This is a genomic window from Bacteroidia bacterium (genome assembly GCA_019695265.1).
Classification (GTDB): Bacteria; Bacteroidota; Bacteroidia; order JAIBAJ01; family JAIBAJ01; genus JAIBAJ01.
In genome coordinates this window covers 60799-81199 of record JAIBAJ010000002.1, presented here as the reverse complement: position 1 = coordinate 81199, position 20401 = coordinate 60799, and the positions used below count along the sequence as shown (strand labels likewise).

Genomic DNA, 20401 nt, shown 5'->3' with positions numbered 1-20401 from the left:
AAAACAATAGTTTAACGTTAGTTTAATGTTTTTTTCACATGCATCAATTTCATAAAAATGCAAAAGAAAAAGTTCAAAACTGCAATCCTGGTTTAGCTTTGCAAAAATTTGGTTCATGAATAACCGCAGGTCTTTTTTAAAACGAATCGCCGGAGCAACTGCTTTTGCAACCCTGGCACCAAGAATTCCCCTGTTTGCTGAAAACTCAGGAAATACACCCGCATTTACCTTGCCGGCTCTACCCTACCCTACCGATGCTCTGGAACCATACATTGATAAAATGACCATGGAAATTCACCATGGAAAACACCATAAAGCATACGTTGATAATTTGAATAAGGCTGTAGCAGAAAATGAATTGGCTAAAGGAAAATCGTTGGAAGAACTCATGAAACTGGCCGACCAGCTTCCTATGATTATCCGCAATAATGGCGGAGGTCATTACAACCACAGTCTATTTTGGACTTTACTGAGTCCGGCTAAAGGTCAACAACCCGGAATGGGATTTACCAATTTAGCCAATGCTACCTTTGGAAGCATTGATAAATTTAAGGAAGAATTTGCTAAAGCCGGAATGCAACGGTTTGGCAGTGGTTGGGTTTGGGCCATCGTTAAAAATGGCAAGTTGGTTATTTGTTCCACTCCAAACCAGGACAATCCTCTTATGCCTGTCTCTGAACCAAAAGGATATCCTGTTCTTGCTCTCGATGTTTGGGAACATGCCTATTATTTAAAATACCAAAACCTGCGTGCCGATTACATTAAAGGCTTTTGGAATGTTGTAAATTGGGACGAAGTAGAAAAAAGAATAAAACAAAGCGAAGGTAAATAATGAAAAAGCTACATTTAATAACAATTATACTTCTGGGAATCGGAGTGGTAAACGGGTTTGGACAGACCAAATCTGTTGGAAAAGTTGCTGAACGCAAAAAACTAACCGGATCATTCCTTGAAAAATCTGCAATAGGTATAGATACCTTGGGAACCTTGTGGGGTGCGGATTCTTTAGCATTATATACTTCTCCTTCCGGTGGTTATGTTTCAGGAGTAAATGGTTTCAATGACAGAGAAAAAGCCCAGGTATTCCACAACGATACAGTTTATGGAGTTACAGAAGTATTGTTTTTGTTTGGTGGTAAAACTTACTCAGGCGACACTGCTTCCAAACTTTGGATTAATTTTTACAAAACCAACGGACAAGGTAAAACAACGGCAGGAAATGAAGAAGATGGTGCTCCGGGTGATATAATTGCCCAAATCCCTTACACTTTTTCTATGGTTGATACCTCAGGTTTGGCTTCCCTTCCGCTTACCTGGCCAATAACCTTAGATTCAGATTTTGCCATCAGTATTTCATTTTGGGATTTAAAACCTGGTGATACGATAGCCTTGTATACCGGTTTTGATGGTCAGGCAGATAGTTCAGAATTAGCTTGGGAAAAACTGAATACAGGATCTTGGTCCACCATGCTTAGGAGCTGGCCACTGGATGCCGATTTTGCCATTTTCCCGGTTATTGACTTTCAATATACGGGTGTGATTGAAAACTCCGATCTCCCTTCTCTTCAAGCCTTTCCAAACCCATGTACCGACTTTATCAAAGTAAGCCCCTTTAAAAAAGGTAAAAAAGGAATGGCCTTATTAGTTAACCAGGAAGGAAAATTAGTATTGCAACAAAGTTTCAATCCAATGGAAGAATACTTCCAAGTAGAAACCTCATCCCTACCGGATGGAAACTACCTATTATACAGCAGTGTAGATGGTATAGCCCAAAAAGCCAAAGTATTGGTTAAACACCCCTAAGCTCATCGGTAAATTGTAAGAACTAATTTACCAATTCAGGTTTCAAAAAATCAAGGTTTTTGCTATTTCAGTATTGGCTAGAAAAAAATGCCTCGGGCATTTTGGGTTGTTTGAAAAGCCACTTCTCCCAAACCCACCTGGTGCAAATCTGCAACCTTTTCTGCTATGAGACCCAGGTATGACGATTCGTTTCGTTTTCCCCGATGTGGCACCGGAGCCAAATAAGGTGAATCAGTCTCCAAAACAAGATGTTGTAATGGTACTTCTTTTACAATTTCTGCCAATCCTCCATTTTTAAAGGTAACCACCCCACCTATCCCAAGATAAAAACCTAAGTCAATAACACGCTTGGCTTGATCCAATGTACCGGAATAACAATGGAAAATACCCCGTAGCTTTTCATCCTTCAGTTTTTCAATAACCTGGATGGCTTCTTCAGTAGCATTTCTCGTATGGATAATGATAGGAATATCCAACTCTTTGGCCCATTTTATTTGAAGCTCAAAGGCTTCGTATTGTTGTGCTGTGAAGGTTTTATCCCAATAAAAGTCAAGTCCGATTTCGCCAACCGCTACCCAGTTACGTTTGCCAAGCCAGGATTCAATTTCGCGAAGCTCCTTTTTATAATTTTCATTAACAGAACAGGGGTGCAATCCCATCATGGCGATGCAATCATCCGGAAATCGCTCTTCCAGATTGAGCATTGCGGTGTGGGTTTCTGAATCAATAGCAGGGAGATAGTGTTTGCCAACATCTAAATCCCTGCTACGTTGAATAACATCCTTTATATCCCCATTAAATTGGTCACTGTACAAATGGGTATGGGTGTCGATTAACATGGCTAATTACCACTTATCCTTTTTCTTCTTTTTACTTTTGAAATCGTCCTGAAAACTGGATTTACGAGAACTTCCGGAATCGTTTTTGGAAGAACTTTTTTCTGCACCTCTACTTCCCCCCCATTCTTTCTTTTCACCCCATTCCTTTTTCTCTGTTCTTCCTTTATTCTCGAATCCACCTTCTCTTTTTGGTTTACCGCGATCTCCACCGGAACTTCTTCCACGGTCGTTGCGACGGTCACCACCTCGATCACCACCACGGTCACGGTCTCCACCTCTTGAACGTTTTGATTCTCCGCCTCCATCGCCTTCTCCGGTATTTTCCACCCGCACAAATCTTCCTTTATATTCAATTCCATGCAAAGCTTCTTTTACCATATCAGTCATGGATTTATCCACTTCGATAAAGGTATAGGCATCTTTCAAAATTATTTTACCGAGTTGACGGTTTACGATACGACAACGGCTACAAATGAATGAAACCATTCTACTCTTATCAAAACCATCCATTTTACCTAATGAAATAAACAAACGATCGCCAGTAACATAATTTTCTTCCCTGAAAGCCGAATCGTCCTTGTGAGATGATTTAGTTGATACCGATTGGTTCAAATCAGGTGCACCGCGGTAATAATCCAGCATGTGGTTAAACTCCAAGGAGGTGAAACGTTTGATGATTTCTTCCTTCGTTAATGGCATTAACTCTTCATAAACAGATGGCAACAAACTGGCTATTTCTTCTTCAACCACTTGAACCTCTCTTAATTTATGAACTAAGCCTAATAAACGAACTTGGCAAACTTCAGCACCGGTTGGAACCAATCTTTTTTCAAATTTGGTTTGGATGGTGCGTTCAATCTGCGAAATCTTCCCAACTTCCCTTTTATTTACCAAGGCAATTGAAACACCTTTTTTACCTGCACGGGCTGTACGTCCGCTACGGTGGGTGTAATATTCAATCTCATCGGGCATGTTCATGTGTATAACATGGGTAATGTTGCTTACATCAATTCCTCGGGCAGCTACATCGGTTGCTACCAACAATTGAAGCGATTTATTTTTAAAAGCACGCATTACTTTATCACGTTGCGCTTGAGATAAGTCTCCGTGCAAGGCATCAGCATTATAGCCATCCTTGATTAACTTTTCTGCAACATCCTGAGTATCCAGTTTGGTGCGACAAAATACCACGCCAAAAATTTCCGGATTAAAATCAACAACACGTTTTAAAGCCAAATACCTGTCCCTATCACTAATCACCATATACTGATGCTCAATGTTTTCATTGCCTTGATTCTTAGAGCCTACCGTAACCTCCTGTGGCTCATTCATATAGTTATTCGCTATTTGTCTTACCTCTTTAGGCATAGTAGCAGAAAATAACCAAACATTTTTTTCCTCAGGCGTACTTTCCAAAATATGGTCAATATCTTCCTGAAATCCCATGTTAAGCATTTCATCTGCCTCATCTAAAACCACATACAACAAGGTATTTAAACGAACTGCTTCCCTATCCAATAAATCAATTAGACGGCCGGGAGTAGCTACCACAATTTGTGCTCCAACCCGAAGTTTACGAATCTGTTCAGATATACTTGCACCTCCATAAACAGCAACTATATTCAAAGGTTTTACTCCTTTTGAAAAGTTGGTAAGGTCCTGTGTAATTTGCATACACAATTCCCTGGTTGGTGCTAAAATAAGAGCCTGGGTTTGACGACTGGATGGATCGCACATTTCAATTAATGGCAAGCCAAATGCTGCCGTTTTTCCTGTTCCGGTTTGGGCTAAAGCCACTATATCCGTGCTGCCTCCAAGCAACAATGGAATTACTTTTTCTTGAATGGGCGTAGGTGTTTCGAATCCTAGTTTTGAAACGGATTCAATGATTTCCCCCGAAAGTCCGAGGGTGCTAAAAGAAGACATTAAACGATTGAAAAATTAGTGAATAAATAAACTATAACTTCTACAGTTAGTTTTTGTTAAGGCCGCAAAGGTACGCAGTAAATTGGGCTTTACACTATTTTTTATTCGATTATTGCATTTTCCTACCAAAACCAAGGCTTTCACACTTAACTTTGTGCCAAATAAATCCAAAATGAAATTCGGCGTTGTTATCTTCCCGGGGTCCAATTGCGACCAAGACATGATTTATACCTTGCGTCATCAAAGCCACAGTGAAGTTGTGGAATTGTGGCATAAAGACACTAATTTACAAGGTGTCGATTGTGTGGTTTTACCAGGTGGCTTTTCATACGGCGATTACCTTCGTTCTGGCGCCATTGCCCGCTTTTCCCCCATTATGACCAGCGTTATTGATTTCGCTAACCGTGGAGGTTTAGTTATCGGCATTTGCAATGGATTTCAAATTCTCTGCGAAGCCGGTTTGGTTCCGGGCGCTTTATTGCACAACGAAAGCCATAAGTTTATTTGTAAAAACACTTATATACGCAAACAAAACGATTGTTTGCTAACCACCTTGGTTCCCGATCAAGCCCTAAAAATCCCTATTGCTCATGGTGAAGGTCGCTTTTTCGCCGATGAGCAAACCCTGGAGCAGATGGAAAAAAATGGTCAAATTATGTTTAGATACTGCGATGAAAATGGACAAATTACTGCCGAATCTAATCCAAATGGTGCCACCAACAACATTGCCGGTGTTTGCAATGCTTCCAAAAACGTTTTTGGAATGATGCCGCACCCGGAACGTGCCGCCGACCCTGCCCTTAACAATACCGACGGTTTGTTTTTGTTCCGTTCACTGCTTTCTCAAGTATTGGCCTAATCAATTTTGGGTATGAATCTCTTTGTCCTGATTCCCTTCATTTGCCTTTCTTACATTCAAGCAGCTCATAATATGAGTTCAAAACCTTTGGTGCCTGATACTTGCAACAAAGTTGATGCGAATGGCGCTAAACAAGGCTATTGGATCGAATTTTCAGGCACCAAAGGAAGTCGAACCTACAAGGAAAATCGCGGAACCTACATCAATAATAAAAAAAATCAAACTTGGGTTGAATACAGCGGAGATGCAACCACCCTTACCAAAATTGAAAATTATATCCTTGGTGCCAAAGAAGGTATTTTCATTGAATTGGAAAACGGGGGAATAAAAAAAGAGGATTGGTATAAATCGGATAAACTGCATGGTACTTGTAAAACCTATAGCTTTGGGTCTCGCCTAAGCTCCGAAGCAGTTTACGAAAACGGGGTGTTGAACGGAACTAAAAACACCTGGTATACCAACGGAAAAAAACAAGAAGAAGCCATTTATGTTCAAGGTAAACGCAATGGAAAAGCTACTTGGTATTTCGAAGATGGCAAAAAATCTATCGAATATACCTACACCTTTGGAGATTTAAACGGCCCTTTTAAAACCTACCACAAAAATGAAATTTTGGCCACCGAAGGAACATATTTAAACAACGAATTTGATGGGCCTTTTAAAGAGTACTATCCAGATGGAAAACTCAAATCGGAAGGCATTTTCGTAAAAGGTAAAAAGGACGGCATTTGGAAAGAATATAATGAAAAAGGTGAACTTATTCTGACTCAAAAATTCAAAGACGGTCAAGAGAAGAAATAAGTAAAATTCCTCTGCTTTTTTTATTTGGCGGGTGCCTTCGCCAGAAAGAAACACCATTACAAAATTTTATCAGGCTCAGGCCCGGGCTATTCGTTCCTAGTCCTCGCCCCAAAAGGGTTTGGGGCTGTGGGCTATCCACTTCTATCCCTACCCGACCGAACCCCGGAAAGTACCATGCTACCTTTAACCCAAATTAATCCCAAAATTGTCAATAGAAATTTTAAACTACGTTTCGAGACAAGTGTTAGTAAGGCTTTCAAGTAATTTTTACCGAGAGAACATTATGTAATATCAATTTATATACTAGTTTTCTTATGTAAAATTGATAACATAATGTATCCTCGGCATATTCCTAAGTTTGAAAGAATACCGAGAGTACAAAATGTAAGTCCTATTAAGTGTTAATATTTCTTGTAAAATAGGACTAACATTTTGTTTCCTCGGCACTAACTAACACTAGCTCGGAATTAACCCAAATCATCCCATATCCCATCGCGCTTGTCATTTGTTCACTTCGTTTCAAATGACAATCTGGGTTCAAGACAATTCTGGCATAGCCTAATCAGCATATCCAATTTACACCTGACCTTCCTTCCGAACTCACCATTCATCAATGGAGGAGGTTGGTTGTAAATCCGGTTTTTTGTTAATGACTGGGGTTGCACCTCGGGCAACGATAGAGGCAAGTAGCTCCCGGCTAATAAGGCTTGTGGGCTGAGCCGGGACTACAGACGATAGCGTGACCCGAAGCCTTCATGCATGCAACTTGATCATCACACAAATGAAAGGAAGGCGAAGGGGGCCCGCCAAATAAGGCCTTACATAAAAACCAAAAAAAAACCAATCTTAATGATTGGCTTTAATTACATTCTTAGGTCTAAGGGAATAAATTCGTTCAATAATCTCAACCACTTTCAAACCTTCTAAAGCATTGGTAGTGATACTACTACGACCTTTTAACACATCCACCACGTTTTCAATAATGTAATGGTGATTGGCCGCAGAACCTTTATATCCACCGTAATCGTTAGCCGGATTTACAGGGGCAAGTTCGGGCATAGTATAGTCTTTAATGTGGCAATACTCCACTTCATTCATATATTGTCCACCAATTTTAACACTTCCTTTTTCGCCGACAATGGTAATGGAACTTTCCAAATTAGTATCCCAAACAGAGGTAGAATAATTAATACTACCCATTCCTCCATTAACAAAGTTGAAATTTACGAGTCCGGAATCTTCGAAATCAGTATTGTTTTTATGGGTAAAATCGTTGAATTTGGCTTGAATATCTTTAATATCACCAAAAAGCCAATACATGATATCGATAAAATGGCTAAATTGGGTAAACAAAGTACCTCCATCTAAATCCTGACGACCTTTCCAGGTATCCTTTTTATAATAACGCTCATCGCGGTTCCAATAACAATTCAATTGCACTAAGAAAACTTTTCCAAGAATGTTTTTTTCAACCACACTTTTAATCCATTCAGAAGGCGGAGAGTAGCGATTTTGCATAACACAAAAAACTTGCTTAGAAACCTGTAATGATTTAAAAATCACTTGCTCACACTCTGCTTTGGTAAGTCCCATTGGTTTTTCTACTACCACATGTTTGTTGGCATCAAGAGCCTTAATGGCATGTTCTGCATGAAATCCATTGGGGGTACAAATATTAACGACATCAAATTCAAGTCCACTTCCAAGCAGATCGTCGATGGAGTTAAAAAATGGAACGTCTTTGTATTCATCTAAACCCAAAACCTCTTTAGGTCTAACGTCGCAAATAGCTATTAATTCACTTTCGGCATTCCTACGAATCATTTCGGAATGTCTTTTACCGATATGTCCGGTTCCTACAACGGCATAGCGGATTTTTCCTTCAATTTTAGGCATATATAATCAGAATAAAATAAAATGTAAAATTAATCTATTCGGGCAACCAAACCACTTTTCAATTGGTATTTTTGATTGCTTTCCGGACAAATGGCCAAACCTTGGTCGTTGAATGCTAGGCGATGACCAAATTCACTGATCCAGCCCATTTGTTTGGCTGGATTACCAACCATTAAGGCGTAATCGGGCACATTTTTGGTAACTACAGCGCCGGCACCAATAAAGGCAAATTTGCCGATATCATGTCCGCAAACAATGGTTGCATTTGCCCCAATAGAAGCACCTTTACCAACATGGGTTTTGGCATATTGGCTACGGCGATTTACCGCACTTCTGGGATTAGTAACATTGGTAAAAACCATGGAAGGTCCCAAAAAAACATCATCATCGCAGGTAACTCCGGTGTAGATGCTTACATTGTTTTGAATTTTTACATTGTTCCCCAGCACTACTTCTGGAGAAATAACAACATTTTGACCGATGTTACAATTCTCTCCAATGGTACAATTGGGCATGATGTGGCTAAAATGCCAAACTTTGGTACCCTTTCCGATTTTGCAACCTTCATCAATATAGGCGCTTTCGTGGGCAGTAAAATTAGTATCCATACTTAATTAATTATGAAAATCGATGTTCCTTTTTAAATAACTCTTCTGTTGGTAAACTTTTAAAGTATTCATAGGTTATTTTAAGGCCTTCTGCTCTGCTTACCTTGGGTTCCCAGCCTAAAATGGATTTGGCTTTGGTAATATCCGGCTGACGTTGTTTTGGGTCGTCTTTAGGTAAAGGCAGACTAATGAGCTTTTGATTAGCTCCGGTTAATTTCAAAATTTCTTCGCCAAACTCCTTAATGGTAATCTCACTTGGATTACCCACATTTACGGGGTAGGCATAGTCGCTGAAAAGCAGTCGGTAAATACCTTCCACTAAATCAGAAACATAGCAGAATGAACGGGTTTGACTTCCGTCACCGAACATGGTTAAATCCTCACCTCGCAAAGCTTGACCAATAAAGGCAGGTAGAACTCTACCGTCATTTAGTCGCATTCTTGGACCATAGGTATTAAAAATACGTACGATTCTAGTTTCAACCTGGTGGTAAGTATGATAGGCCATTGTGATGGCTTCTTGAAAACGTTTAGCTTCGTCGTAAACTCCCCTTGGACCTATTGGGTTAACATTACCCCAATAGTCTTCGGTTTGAGGATGCACCAAGGGATCACCATAAACTTCGGAAGTTGAAGCAACTAAAATCCTTGCACCTTTTGCTTTAGCTAGTCCTAGCAAATTATGGGTTCCCAAGGAGCCCACTTTAAGTGTTTGGATAGGAATTTTCAGGTAATCAATTGGACTTGCGGGGCTCGCAAAATGCAAGATGTAATGCAACTCGCCCGGAACATGAACAAATTTGCTTACATCATGGTTATAGAATTCAAAATTCTCCAGTTTGAAAAGGTGTTCAATATTACGCAAGTCACCTGTTATCAGGTTATCCATTCCAATCACATGGAAATCCTCGGCAATAAAGCGATCGCACAGGTGAGAACCCAAAAACCCGGCCGCTCCGGTAATTAATATTCGTTTACGAGCCATCTTAATTTGAGGACAAAGAAAGCCAACAAAATTCAATTATCAAATTTCTTTTCTTAAATACCTACGAACGACCTACTTTCGCAAACTAGAATGACATTGTTTTACGCTACAGAACAGAGCCAAAACCTTCTTCGATTCTCACCGGAAGAAGGACAGCATGCTTTAAAAACGCTTCGACATCGGGAAGGCGATATCATTCAGGTTACGAACGGAAAAGGAGATTTATGGGATGCTCGAATTGTATCGGGTAAGCCAAACGATTTTTCGGCAGAGATACTGCAATTGAAACAGCAAGAACTACAAGCACCCTTGTTGCACATTTTCATGGCATTGCCGAAAAATCCCGAACGTTTTGAATGGTTCTTAGAAAAAACAACCGAAATAGGAATTGGATCCATCACTCCGCTGATTACCCAGCGAAGTGAAAAGTTTTTTGCCAAGCATGAGAGGTGGCAAAAAATTCTTATTTCCGCTATGAAACAAAGTGGAAGATTGCATCTACCCATTCTTAATTCAGAAAAAAAATTCAAGGATTGTCTATCAGATTCCAATCCAATTAAACTTATAGCACACTGCATTGGTCATTTGGAGCGCTCACCACTAGCCGGTTTTAAGGATCTCAATCAAGCCACATCTATCTATATTGGACCAGAAGGAGATTTTACCGAAGAAGAAGTCAAGGCGGCAATAGAAAGAAACTTTCAACCCATTTCATTAGGTAACTCTAGATTACGAACCGAAACTGCAGGAGTTGTGGCTTGTACTCTTTGGAATTTTAATTAAAGTATGAAAACAGATTTTTTAATCATTGGATCAGGAATAGCCGGTTTAAGCTATGCACTAAAAGTGGCAGAAAAAGGCAAGGTAATAATGGTTACCAAAGCCAATGAAGATGAAAGCAATACGAAATATGCACAAGGAGGTATTGCTGCTGTAATTTATGAGCACGATAGTTATGAAAAACATGTAAAAGACACCCTGGAATGCGGAGACGGACTTTGCGAAGAAGCAGTTGTTAGAATGGTTATCAATGAAGGAACAGAACGAGTAAAAGAACTTGCCGATTGGGGTACCCAATTTGACAAAACGGAATCGGGAGAGTACCATTTAGCCAAGGAAGGTGGTCATAGTGAAAAACGAATTCTTCATTACAAAGACAAAACCGGGTTTGAGATTGAAAGAGCCTTATTAAATCAAGCTAAGAACCATCCGAATATTCAAATTTTTGATCATTATTTCGCCGTTGATATTATTACCCAGCATCACTTGGGTGTTGAAGTAAACAAAAACACTCCGGATATTCAGTGCTTCGGCGTTTATGTACTTAATATCAAGTCAAAAAAGGTAGAAACCATATTAGCAAAAACCACTTTAATGGCTACCGGTGGAGCAGGTAATGTTTATACAAGTACCACCAATCCTGAAATTGCAACAGGAGATGGAATTGCCATGGTTTACAGAGCAAAAGGGAGAGTAGAAAACATGGAATTTATTCAGTTTCATCCAACCTCCTTGTATAATCCCGGTGAACGTCCTTCCTTTTTAATTAGTGAAGCCGTTCGAGGACATGGCGGGATTTTAAGAACCAAAAATGGCCAAGAATTTATGCACAAATATGATTCAAGAGGCTCTCTAGCTCCTCGAGATATTGTGGCCAGAGCGATTGACAACGAATTGAAAATGTCGGGAGAAGACCATGTTTGGTTGGATTGCACTCACTTAGACAAACACGGACTCGTGAACCATTTCCCGAATATTTACGCCAAATGTTTAAGTCTTGGAATTGATTTAGCAAAGGATTATATTCCGGTTGTACCTGCTGCTCATTACATCTGCGGCGGGATTAAAGTTGACCTAAATGGACGTTCAAGCATAAAAAACCTATATGCGGCAGGAGAATGCAGTAGCACAGGCTTACATGGTGCCAACCGTTTAGCATCCAATTCCTTGCTGGAAGCTGTAGTTTATGCACATAAAGCAGCTATGGATGCCATTGAAAACCTGGATACTATCGATATTAACAATCAAATTCCCAACTGGGATGATAGCGGAACTTCCTATCCGGAAGAAATGGTATTAATTACCCAAAATTTAAAAGAGGTTCAGCAAATAATGAGCAGTTATGTCGGAATTGTTCGCTCAAACCTTAGACTTAAGAGAGCCTTAGACAGGCTAAATATTATTTACCAGGAAAACGAAGACCTATATAACCGAACCACCTTATCTACCCAGTTATGCGAATTAAGAAACTTGATTAATGTGAGTTACATTATTATTCGCTGTGCCATGAAAAGGCAGGAAAGCCGCGGATTGCATTATTCTTTGGATTTCCCGCCGGGAGAAGGCAGTAATAGGAAGTTTTAATTAATCTTTAACCCTAAGAATTACCGGGTTTTTATCTTTCTTAAAATAAGCAGTTGTTAGGTAAGTTCCTTCGGCAACTCGCTCGAAATCTGTAACTTCAAGGTACTTTTCTTCTTCTTTAATATCAAACAACTTTTCCTTCGGAACTTTTCCTTCGGAATTTATTTTAGAGTAACATAGCATCCCTTTGCCTGGTCCGTAAACCGATGGACTTTTACTGCCGGATAATTTCAAGTTATCCGTGTTATCAAAATAAACCAAATAATAATCACCATTATATACCATCGAGTGAATTCCCATTGTTCGGGTAGTATTAACTGAAGCTTGATTTTTCGGGATTTTCTTTACCCATTCCAAAGACTTCTCCTTGTTTATCTTAAACACATATACATCCTGGAAATAGTGATGATAGGTATAGGTAGTATAACTTCCACCTTTGCCATCGGTATGGGTATGCGAGGTAATAACTAGATAATATTGCTCAGCAGTAATGTAGAGATTTCCATCCTTATCCAAAATTGCACTCCTAAGTTCCAAACTAGCCGCTTCTTCATCATTATCACCCTTTTTCTTAGCCTTTTTGTCTCGCTTCCTATTTTCCTTAGCGCTTTCAAACTCTTTAATTAATTCTGTTGGTATTTCATACAATTGGGATTCTTCAAATTCTCCGGCTTCAGGATTAAAAGTCATAAGCGATAAACCATCATACGAATCATTTTTGGCTGAAGAATATAGGCTTATCAACAATAGTTGATTGACATCGGTTTCGAAAAACTTAACAGTAGAATAGTAGTATTTTGGATTAAACTTCACTTTGATTTTATCCATTTCAAAATCATTCGGATCCACTTTGTATAATTCCAAACCAAAGTTACTTGAAGCTTTTCCATCTAAATCGGTATCCTTAGAACCCTTCAACTTCTTACCTCCATTATCCTGGTGTTTTTTCATTAACATATACACCTCCCCTTTGGAAGTCAAAGTAAACTCTTGTGCACGTATTTCAGATTCAGGGTACGGAAGCCTAACATCTTTCCCCCATTTCTTATTTAAATTCATATCAAACACCCTAAAACAATAGGTTTCGAAATTTTTAGAATCCCTTCTGCTTTCTTTAGGCTTGGTGAAATACACCATAAAATAATCCTTGTCTTTGCTGGATTTGTAATAAAAATTAGAACTTCTATATTCTCCTTCACACAAAACCTTTTCCGCCAAAAGTTTGCCGGACTTTACATCAACTTCTTGAACAATACAATAGGATTTGTTGGCTTTTTTGTCTCTGCGAACCTGCCGAATAAAAAAACGACCGTTTAATTTTACTGTCCCTTCAAATATACTACCCTTTTTCTCCTTATTACTAATAATTTCTTCTTTCTTAAATTTCAGATTTTTATCAAAATGCTGAAGTGCAATACTTTTCTTATTCCTCCAGCAAATATTAACATAACCATCGTCTGGATTGCCTGTAAAATCTAACTGGAAATGCTTCTTAGGGATTCTAAAATTTTCACCCCATATTAACTCCAAATCTTTTGATGAATTTGTTTTTTTTTGATTGAGAATAGCCTAAATTTATACCCAAAAACAAGATAGCCCAAATGCTTAAATAAAGATATTTCATTTTTTTCTTAATGCAGCAAAAATAAACAAATACTTAAGTAATAAAAATCAAAAAATAGCACCATAAAATCAAAGGGATAGTTTAAAAACTCAACTCAGATATAATCTTCAAAATTTACTAAATAAAGAAAGAAAATTTTAATCGGTAATTTTGGGCATTTCCCAACAAGTATACTTAGAAAATCAATCCTTGGTTAAGTGAACATTCTTATATTCCGGAAAGGATTAAATTCTATTTTTGCGCAACTTGCAATCCGATGAATTCAAAAATAGAAAAAGCGCTCAACGACCAAATTTCCATGGAATTTTATTCTTCTAATTTATATCTGGCTATGGCATCATGGGCGGAGGTAAATGGACTAGAAGGAACATCCCGTTTTCTTTATAAGCATGCAGAAGAGGAGCGGATACATATGCTAAAACTAATCCACTTTATCAACGAACGGGGAGGACATGGTATTTCTCCGGGATCAAAACTTCCTCCAAAAACCTTTAAAAGTGTAAAGGATTTATTCCAACTTGTGCTAGACCATGAAAGGCAAGTAACTAATGAAATAAATGGATTGGTGGGATTATGTCTTCAGGAAAAAGACTTCACCACCCACAACTTCTTACAATGGTATGTCACTGAACAATTGGAAGAAGAAAACCTGGCAAAAACGGTATTAGACAAATTAAATTTAATAGGAAAAGATAGTGCCGGTATGTATTTATTTGATCGTGATATAGAAACCATTTCTGCACCAAGTGCCGCAGGAGCTCAACCGGCAGCATAATTTTCGGCCATAACCTTTTTTATTTTTACAAGTATAAGTGCCAGATTCTATTGAAAATGGTAACAAATCTTGACTATTTAAATGAGCTTTCCGGCGGTAGCACTGAATTTATTAAAGAAGTAGCAGAGGCTTTTATTGACGAAACTCCCGGAAATTTGGAAAAAATGCAAACCGCATTGGCCAACCACGATTACCAAACCATCAAATCCATCGCCCACAAAATAAAACCATCAATGACTTTCTTTGGCATTGTTGAAATGGAAGACGAAATCCGAGAATTGGAAAACAATTCTTTAAATCAAATCAACCTTGAAATAATTCCTAGTCAGATAGAAAAGACTGTTCGAATATTAAATCAGGCGGTTGATGAGTTAAAAGAGCAAATTAGCGCTTTTTAACTTTTCTTCGTTAACAAGTTTTATTTCCCTTAAAAACCTCTTCCCTACCCTAAGTTATCTTTGGCTTTCTACCAATACTGCCTAATGGATAAACAAGAAATAGGGTTAAGTTCCGATCTTTTCAGTACATTTCTGGAAATCAGAAGAAGCATCATCCGTGAAAGCGTTGATGATATTCCAAATGCAGAACACCGCCTTGAATCACTTGGTGAATTCAAAGGGATTGAGTTTATTAATGACTCCAAGGCTACCAATGTTGATTTAACATGGTATAGCCTCGACCGAATGACAAAACCCATTATTTGGATTGTGGGCGGTTTGGATGAAGGAAACGACTATTCTAATCTGGATGCAATAGTTAAAGACAAAGTAAAAGGTACTATTTGTCTTACCAGAGAAAGCCAAAAAATCTTTCATTCCTTTACCAATACAGTTGACCTTATTATTTCCGTTTCAACGGCTGAAGAGGCAGTTCGCGCTGGATTTGCAATGGCTCAAAAAGGGGATGTTGTATTACTATCTCCAGCCGGCGGGAGTTTCGATTTATTTGATAGTTACCAAGATCGAGGTAACAAATATAAAAAAGCAGTTCGCAATCTTTTTTCGACTATATAGTTTTTAGTGAATTCCTTGGATACATATTTGAAAGGTGATAAAGTCATTTGGCTGGTAGTTCTCCTTTTATCCTTAATTTCAATTTTAGCCGTTTATAGTTCAACCGGCTCACTGGCCTATCGCTATCAGTCAGGTAATACCGAATTTTATCTTTATAAGCATATATTTATAATCGTTTTTGGACTTGGACTAATGTGGGCATTCCACCAAATACCTTATAAATACTTCTCCCCACTTTCTCAACTAGGGATAGGGTTAGGTGTACTTCTTCTATTCTTGACCTTTTTTATGGGAGCCAGTATAAACCAAGCAAGTCGTTGGCTGGTAATTCCAGGCATCAATATAACCTTCCAACCTTCAGATATTGCCAAACTTTCTTTGATCATGTACCTCGCCAGGGTTATGAGTAGAAGCAAAGAAAAACTATCAGACAACAAATGGGTTGCATTACATATCATGCTGCCTGTTTTTGGAATTTGCGCATTAATTGTAAGAAGCAATTTTTCTACAGCTGCGGTACTTTTTGTAACCTGTTTAATCCTTCTCTTTATCGGCCGCTTAAATTACAGGTACTTATTTCAAATGATAGGTATTTCCTTGGCCGGTATTGTATTTATTGTTTTACTAGGAAAGGCATTTCCACAAGCTATGCCTAGGTTGGCGACCTGGGAACAACGGGTGGAAGATTTTATGAAGGGAAAATCCTCTGACGACAACTCAGAAGAGCAATACCAGGTAGAACAAGCTAAAATAGCCATCGCAACCGGTGGGTTGCTTGGAAAAGGTCCAGGACACAGTGACCAGCGGTATTTTTTACCTCAATCCTATTCAGATTTTATTTACGCCATTATCATTGAAGAATACGGATTATTTTTTGGAATCTTTGTTTTATTCTTGTATCTGATTATTCTCTTTAGAGGAATTCGAATCGTGATTAAATGCAATCATACTTTTGGTGCATTACTAGCCATGGGATGTACCTTTAGTCTTATTTTTCAAGGACTCATCAACATGGCAGTAGCAAGTAACCTTTTTCCGGTAACCGGTCAACCACTTCCATTTTTAAGTATGGGAGGAACTTCTATCTGGTTTTCCAGTATTGCAGTAGGAATCATTTTAAGTGTAAGCCGATTGGATGAAAAAAATGAATCATCCGAAGAGCTAGAAATTAATAATCAAATTGATGATAGTATTGTTCCTCCATTTGAAGTATGAAACTCTCTACTTTAGAGGAAACTTCGATAAACAGCATTTTGTTTGTAACCTACTTCCTTCAATTTGGTTTAAAATAATTTAATTTGGATATTTGTAAAAATTTGAAAAGTAGACCTATCCATTTGAACCCAATCACCATGCTAAAAAGGCTACTGCTTACTGCATTCTATGCATTACTAGCTACCACCACCCTGTTTTCCCAAGTTTATGTAGAAAAAGAGGAATATGCTCAAAAAGTTGTTCCCATCATTAAATCCAATTTAGATAATGGAAATTATGCAGCAGCTCTAAATGATTTACATACACTGGATAGCTTATTCCCTAAAAATCCTGTTTTCAGCTATTATACCGGCTATGCTTATCTAAACACTTCCGGTTCCAAAAACAAAGCCATTCCATACCTCGCTAAGGCAGCTGCATTTGTTAATGCAAATTTTAAAGAATGGAATTACAAAGAATCCAAAACCCCGATCATTACTATTTATTATTTAGCTCGGGCTTATCATTTGGATTATAAATTAGATAGCGCTATTGCCAACTATAATAAATACAAAAAATACGTACCGGCAAGTGATGGTGAAACCTTAAAAGATATTGACAGACAAATCGAAATGTGTAACAATGCAAAACAAGTTTTTGCCAATCCAACTACAGCACAAATCGAGAACTTAGGTCCAATTGTAAATTCCAAATACGATGAATATGCTCCGGTTCTAGACGCCTTGGAAAATACCCTAATTTTTACCTCTCGCCGGGAAGGTTCAACCGGTGGTCAATTGGCTGATGATGGTAAATACTTCGAAGATATCTATGTGTCTAACAAAGTAAATGGTCAATGGACCAAACCACTTCCAATAGGTGATAATATCAATACAGTTGGCCATGAAGCCACTATTTCACTTTCGGCTGATGGTGAACAACTCTTCATTTACAGGGATGATATGGGAGACGGAAACATTTATGTAAGTAAATTCAATGGGGACACCTGGGGCAAACCGGTTAAATTGGGTAATCAAATAAATACCGGAGCAAGAGAAACTCATGCAAGTGTTAGTGCAGACGGAAATACACTTTATTTTACTAGTGATAGAGAAGGTGGATATGGAGGAATGGATATCTACATTTCTAAACGCTTACCTACCGGAGATTGGGGACTACCTCTCAATGCCGGACCCCAAATCAATACCAAATTTGATGAAGAAGGACCCTTTATTCACCCGGATGGAAATACTCTTTTCTTTAGTTCTAGAGGACATAGCTCCATAGGAGGCTTTGATATCTTCTTTTCAAACAAAATGCCGGAAGGAACCTGGACCACTCCTCAAAATATTGGCTTCCCAATTAATACGGCTGATGACGAATACTTTTTTACTACCTCTCCTGATGGAAAAAGAGCCTACTTCGCCTCTAGTCAAGCTGGGGGACTGGGTGAAAAAGATTTATATTTGATTAGCCTGGAAATGGAAAAAGAAGTTCCATTGACCGTTTATAGAGGATATATTACCAGCGCAAACGATGTTATTCCTTCAGATGTAACCATCACTGTCAATCAAAATGATGAACTCTATGGTATTTACAGACCTAATCCTAAAACAGGTAGATTTATTTTAATCCTTCATTCAGGCAAAACATACAATATCAGCTACGAAGCCAAAGGGTACATGTTTCATTCCGAAAACTTAGAGGTACCCTTGGAAACCTCCTATTTTGTTATAAATAAGGAAGTTGAGCTAAAAGCGATAAAACCTAGATCGAAATAAATCAGGCAGCCCATAAGGATCGTTGCTCCTCTCTAAATTCTTGAGGCGTTTTTCCGGTCTCTATTCTGAATGTGCGAATAAAATAACTATGATCCTCAAAGCCAAGTTCGAAAGCAATTTCTTTGACTGTTTTTTCAGTATGAGATAAATTTCGCTTAGCTTCTAAAATTAAGCGATCTTTAATCATCTGGCTTGCCGTAGTACCTCTGTTTGATTTTACTAACTCGTTTAGCTTGGCCGATGTAATATGCAACATCTCTGAATATGCAGAAACACTATGCACCTTTTTAAAATTCCGCTCTAAACTTACCAAAAAATTGCGGTAATAATCGTTGGTCGGATGCAAAGGATTTATCCCACTTAGCTTACTAAGTCTATCCCGATGCCTGGCAACCAAAAGCATAAAAACCTTTAACTGGCTCCTAATAATTTCATCTCTTCCTAATTCATTGGCTTTAAATTCTCCTCCTATGGAATCAACTACCTTTTGAAAAGCTCTAGATTCCTCTTCGTTGGGAACAATATAAGGAAATTCAACAGCTTGGGATATCATGGAACATGCGACACTAGTACCACCATCCGGAACTAATCCTAAAAATTCTTCCGTAAATAATATAACATAGCCTTGGCATGGAATTTCTTCTTTAACCAAATGAACATGTCCGGGAGCCAAAAAGAAAATAGTATTGTCGCCAAAGGAATAATTGGTATAATCTATTAAATGATTACCCTTACCCTTCTTTACCCAGATAATTGCAAAAAAATCATGACGATGTGGCACATGATTCTCTTCTTCACGTTGCGCACCAATTTCCTCCATCGTTATAAACTCAAATGGAACCTCCTTTTTTTCAGAATGATCAATAAGTGTATAAACCGGAATTTCTTGGGATTGGATTTCCTTCATAGATTTACAAATTTAATAGATGTTCGACTCCAACAAATACAATTTTGGTTAAATCCCCATTTTACCCTTCAATTATTTTGATTAACCTACCGACTTCAGTGTACCATTTACCGACTTTTTAACCTATGTTCGCCTAATTCCTATTGACAAACCCTGTAATGTAAACACATCTTTGTCAAAAATATTTAAACAATGGAAATTATAGACCCAGAACAAAAAAATCAAAACACCCCCAATCAATTTTGGAGGGAACAAGAAAAATCCCACAAACGAAGTAAAGTTTTTACCGGATTCATTATCCTATCGGTTGGGGTACTATTTCTGCTAAAAGAACTTGGCATGAACATTCCGCATTGGCTCATTTCTTGGCCCATGCTTCTCATTGTAATCGGATTATCCATTTGGATAAAAAACCCCATCCGGCATTTCTTCGGTGGCTTTATCCTTGTCGTTATTGGAACTTTATTCCTTACCAAAAGCATTCTACCAGCATTAATCATAGGTAAATTCGTTTGGCCATTGGTCATTATCCTGATTGGATTATACGTTTTGTTTAAACCAAGTGGAAGTTTCAGGAGAAAACAAAATTGTCATAACTATAAGCATACTCGTCGGTGGCAACGTTGGGAACAACAATGGAAAGCACAAGCTGAATTTAATAAAAACGACTACTCTCCCGAAAATTACATCGAAGTGAATTCCATATTCGGTGGAGTAAAAAAAAAAATAATCTCTAAAAACTTTAGAGGCGGAGAAGTAAATGCTGTATTTGGTGGTGCAGAAATAAACTTAAGCCAGGCAGATATCCAAGGAAGGGTGGAGTTAGAAGTAAATCAGGTTTTTGGAGGAACCAAACTAATAATTCCACCCCATTGGGAAATACATTCTGAACTTGATGCTGTTTTTGGTAGTGTGGAAGATAAACGTCCAATTCTTAAAGATGAATTTTCCGATCAATCCAAAGTTTTGGTTCTTCAAGGTGCAGCAGTTTTCGGAGGTATTGAAATCCATTCATATTAATTTTAT

The 20401-nt window shown here is 38.3% G+C and carries 19 protein-coding genes; 12 read left to right on the top strand and 7 right to left on the bottom strand.

Features of this window, described 5'->3' with window-relative positions; genetic code table 11:
• The first annotated feature begins 115 nt into the window (after positions 1 to 115).
• Positions 116 to 832, top strand: coding sequence for a superoxide dismutase (locus K1X82_00890; GenBank protein MBX7180642.1), 717 nt, complete (start codon positions 116 to 118; stop codon positions 830 to 832).
• Complete coding sequence (locus K1X82_00885; protein ID MBX7180641.1) at positions 832 to 1803, top strand: T9SS type A sorting domain-containing protein; 972 nt, start codon at positions 832 to 834, stop codon at positions 1801 to 1803. The genes K1X82_00890 and K1X82_00885 overlap by 1 nt, the downstream gene beginning before the upstream one ends.
• A gap of 77 nt (positions 1804 to 1880) precedes the next feature.
• On the opposite strand, the gene K1X82_00880 is transcribed toward K1X82_00885, so the two are convergent.
• Positions 1881 to 2642 (bottom strand): TatD family hydrolase, encoded by a 762-nt coding sequence (locus K1X82_00880; GenBank protein ID MBX7180640.1) that lies wholly within the window; start codon positions 2640 to 2642, stop codon positions 1881 to 1883.
• A gap of 6 nt (positions 2643 to 2648) precedes the next feature.
• Entirely contained in the window at positions 2649 to 4568 is a 1920-nt protein-coding gene (locus tag K1X82_00875; GenBank protein ID MBX7180639.1) for a DEAD/DEAH box helicase, read from the bottom strand.
• A 172-nt stretch (positions 4569 to 4740) separates the two neighbouring features.
• Here K1X82_00875 and purQ point away from each other — a divergent pair, with 172 nt between their 5' ends.
• Together purQ and K1X82_00865 are read left to right on the top strand one after the other, a co-directional pair.
• Positions 4741 to 5427, top strand: a complete 687-nt coding sequence (gene purQ / locus K1X82_00870; protein MBX7180638.1) for a phosphoribosylformylglycinamidine synthase I — start codon at positions 4741 to 4743, stop codon at positions 5425 to 5427.
• Between the two features lie 12 nt (positions 5428 to 5439).
• The gene (locus tag K1X82_00865; protein ID MBX7180637.1) at positions 5440 to 6228 is read left to right on the top strand and encodes a toxin-antitoxin system YwqK family antitoxin; all 789 of its coding nucleotides are present in this window, start codon (positions 5440 to 5442) and stop codon (positions 6226 to 6228) included.
• 846 nt (positions 6229 to 7074) lie between these two features.
• Here K1X82_00865 and K1X82_00860 read toward each other — a convergent pair.
• The 3 genes from K1X82_00860 to K1X82_00850 are packed head-to-tail and all read right to left on the bottom strand — an operon-like array spanning position 7075 to position 9717.
• Positions 7075 to 8124 (bottom strand): Gfo/Idh/MocA family oxidoreductase, encoded by a 1050-nt coding sequence (locus tag K1X82_00860; protein MBX7180636.1) that lies wholly within the window; start codon positions 8122 to 8124, stop codon positions 7075 to 7077.
• 29 nt (positions 8125 to 8153) lie between these two features.
• Entirely contained in the window at positions 8154 to 8732 is a 579-nt protein-coding gene (locus K1X82_00855) for an N-acetyltransferase (GenBank protein ID MBX7180635.1), read from the bottom strand.
• Between the two features lie 10 nt (positions 8733 to 8742).
• Positions 8743 to 9717, bottom strand: coding sequence for an SDR family oxidoreductase (locus K1X82_00850; protein MBX7180634.1), 975 nt, complete (start codon positions 9715 to 9717; stop codon positions 8743 to 8745).
• A gap of 90 nt (positions 9718 to 9807) precedes the next feature.
• On the opposite strand from K1X82_00850, the gene K1X82_00845 reads away from it, so the two are divergent.
• Together K1X82_00845 and nadB are read left to right on the top strand one after the other, a co-directional pair.
• Positions 9808 to 10500, top strand: coding sequence for a 16S rRNA (uracil(1498)-N(3))-methyltransferase (locus K1X82_00845; GenBank protein ID MBX7180633.1), 693 nt, complete (start codon positions 9808 to 9810; stop codon positions 10498 to 10500).
• A 3-nt stretch (positions 10501 to 10503) separates the two neighbouring features.
• Positions 10504 to 12081: an L-aspartate oxidase gene (nadB, locus tag K1X82_00840; protein ID MBX7180632.1), complete on the top strand. Its 1578-nt coding sequence runs from the start codon at positions 10504 to 10506 to the stop codon at positions 12079 to 12081.
• On the opposite strand, the gene K1X82_00835 is transcribed toward nadB, so the two are convergent.
• Positions 12082 to 13611, bottom strand: a complete 1530-nt coding sequence (locus K1X82_00835) for a hypothetical protein (GenBank protein ID MBX7180631.1) — start codon at positions 13609 to 13611, stop codon at positions 12082 to 12084.
• Between the two features lie 350 nt (positions 13612 to 13961).
• Between K1X82_00835 and K1X82_00830 the strand changes: the two genes are divergently transcribed.
• From K1X82_00830 to K1X82_00810, 5 genes are all read left to right on the top strand, one after another.
• Positions 13962 to 14480 carry a ferritin gene (locus K1X82_00830; protein ID MBX7180630.1) on the top strand — a complete coding sequence of 173 codons (519 nt, stop codon included), beginning with the start codon at positions 13962 to 13964 and terminating at the stop codon, positions 14478 to 14480.
• A 56-nt stretch (positions 14481 to 14536) separates the two neighbouring features.
• On the top strand, positions 14537 to 14878 hold the full coding sequence (locus K1X82_00825) for an Hpt domain-containing protein (GenBank protein MBX7180629.1): 342 nt from the start codon (positions 14537 to 14539) through the stop codon (positions 14876 to 14878).
• 84 nt (positions 14879 to 14962) lie between these two features.
• Positions 14963 to 15493, top strand: a complete 531-nt coding sequence (locus K1X82_00820) for a hypothetical protein (protein ID MBX7180628.1) — start codon at positions 14963 to 14965, stop codon at positions 15491 to 15493.
• A gap of 6 nt (positions 15494 to 15499) precedes the next feature.
• Positions 15500 to 16708 carry an FtsW/RodA/SpoVE family cell cycle protein gene (locus tag K1X82_00815; GenBank protein ID MBX7180627.1) on the top strand — a complete coding sequence of 403 codons (1209 nt, stop codon included), beginning with the start codon at positions 15500 to 15502 and terminating at the stop codon, positions 16706 to 16708.
• Positions 16709 to 16845: 137 nt separating this feature from the next.
• Complete coding sequence (locus K1X82_00810; protein MBX7180626.1) at positions 16846 to 18468, top strand: hypothetical protein; 1623 nt, start codon at positions 16846 to 16848, stop codon at positions 18466 to 18468.
• Between the two features lies 1 nt (position 18469).
• Here K1X82_00810 and K1X82_00805 read toward each other — a convergent pair whose 3' ends face one another.
• Positions 18470 to 19375 carry an AraC family transcriptional regulator gene (locus tag K1X82_00805; GenBank protein MBX7180625.1) on the bottom strand — a complete coding sequence of 302 codons (906 nt, stop codon included), beginning with the start codon at positions 19373 to 19375 and terminating at the stop codon, positions 18470 to 18472.
• Positions 19376 to 19567: 192 nt separating this feature from the next.
• Here K1X82_00805 and K1X82_00800 point away from each other — a divergent pair, with 192 nt between their 5' ends.
• Positions 19568 to 20395, top strand: a complete 828-nt coding sequence (locus K1X82_00800) for a cell wall-active antibiotics response protein (protein ID MBX7180624.1) — start codon at positions 19568 to 19570, stop codon at positions 20393 to 20395.
• The last annotated feature ends 6 nt before the right edge of the window (positions 20396 to 20401 follow it).

What these genes read in the sequence shown, in the direction of transcription:
- K1X82_00830 (MBX7180630.1), top strand. Translation starts at nt 13,962, where the DNA reads ATGAATTCAAAAATAGAAAAAGCGCTCAACGACCAAATTTCCATGGAA.
- K1X82_00820 (MBX7180628.1), top strand. Translation starts at nt 14,963, where the DNA reads ATGGATAAACAAGAAATAGGGTTAAGTTCCGATCTTTTCAGTACATTT.
- K1X82_00880 (MBX7180640.1), bottom strand. Translation starts at nt 2,642, where the DNA reads ATGTTAATCGACACCCATACCCATTTGTACAGTGACCAATTTAATGGG.
- K1X82_00825 (MBX7180629.1), top strand. Translation starts at nt 14,537, where the DNA reads ATGGTAACAAATCTTGACTATTTAAATGAGCTTTCCGGCGGTAGCACT.
- K1X82_00855 (MBX7180635.1), bottom strand. Translation starts at nt 8,732, where the DNA reads ATGGATACTAATTTTACTGCCCACGAAAGCGCCTATATTGATGAAGGT.
- K1X82_00810 (MBX7180626.1), top strand. Translation starts at nt 16,846, where the DNA reads ATGCTAAAAAGGCTACTGCTTACTGCATTCTATGCATTACTAGCTACC.
- K1X82_00890 (MBX7180642.1), top strand. Translation starts at nt 116, where the DNA reads ATGAATAACCGCAGGTCTTTTTTAAAACGAATCGCCGGAGCAACTGCT.
- K1X82_00875 (MBX7180639.1), bottom strand. Translation starts at nt 4,568, where the DNA reads ATGTCTTCTTTTAGCACCCTCGGACTTTCGGGGGAAATCATTGAATCC.
- K1X82_00845 (MBX7180633.1), top strand. Translation starts at nt 9,808, where the DNA reads ATGACATTGTTTTACGCTACAGAACAGAGCCAAAACCTTCTTCGATTC.
- purQ (MBX7180638.1), top strand. Translation starts at nt 4,741, where the DNA reads ATGAAATTCGGCGTTGTTATCTTCCCGGGGTCCAATTGCGACCAAGAC.
- K1X82_00860 (MBX7180636.1), bottom strand. Translation starts at nt 8,124, where the DNA reads ATGCCTAAAATTGAAGGAAAAATCCGCTATGCCGTTGTAGGAACCGGA.
- K1X82_00885 (MBX7180641.1), top strand. Translation starts at nt 832, where the DNA reads ATGAAAAAGCTACATTTAATAACAATTATACTTCTGGGAATCGGAGTG.
- nadB (MBX7180632.1), top strand. Translation starts at nt 10,504, where the DNA reads ATGAAAACAGATTTTTTAATCATTGGATCAGGAATAGCCGGTTTAAGC.
- K1X82_00805 (MBX7180625.1), bottom strand. Translation starts at nt 19,375, where the DNA reads ATGAAGGAAATCCAATCCCAAGAAATTCCGGTTTATACACTTATTGAT.
- K1X82_00865 (MBX7180637.1), top strand. Translation starts at nt 5,440, where the DNA reads ATGAATCTCTTTGTCCTGATTCCCTTCATTTGCCTTTCTTACATTCAA.
- K1X82_00800 (MBX7180624.1), top strand. Translation starts at nt 19,568, where the DNA reads ATGGAAATTATAGACCCAGAACAAAAAAATCAAAACACCCCCAATCAA.
- K1X82_00850 (MBX7180634.1), bottom strand. Translation starts at nt 9,717, where the DNA reads ATGGCTCGTAAACGAATATTAATTACCGGAGCGGCCGGGTTTTTGGGT.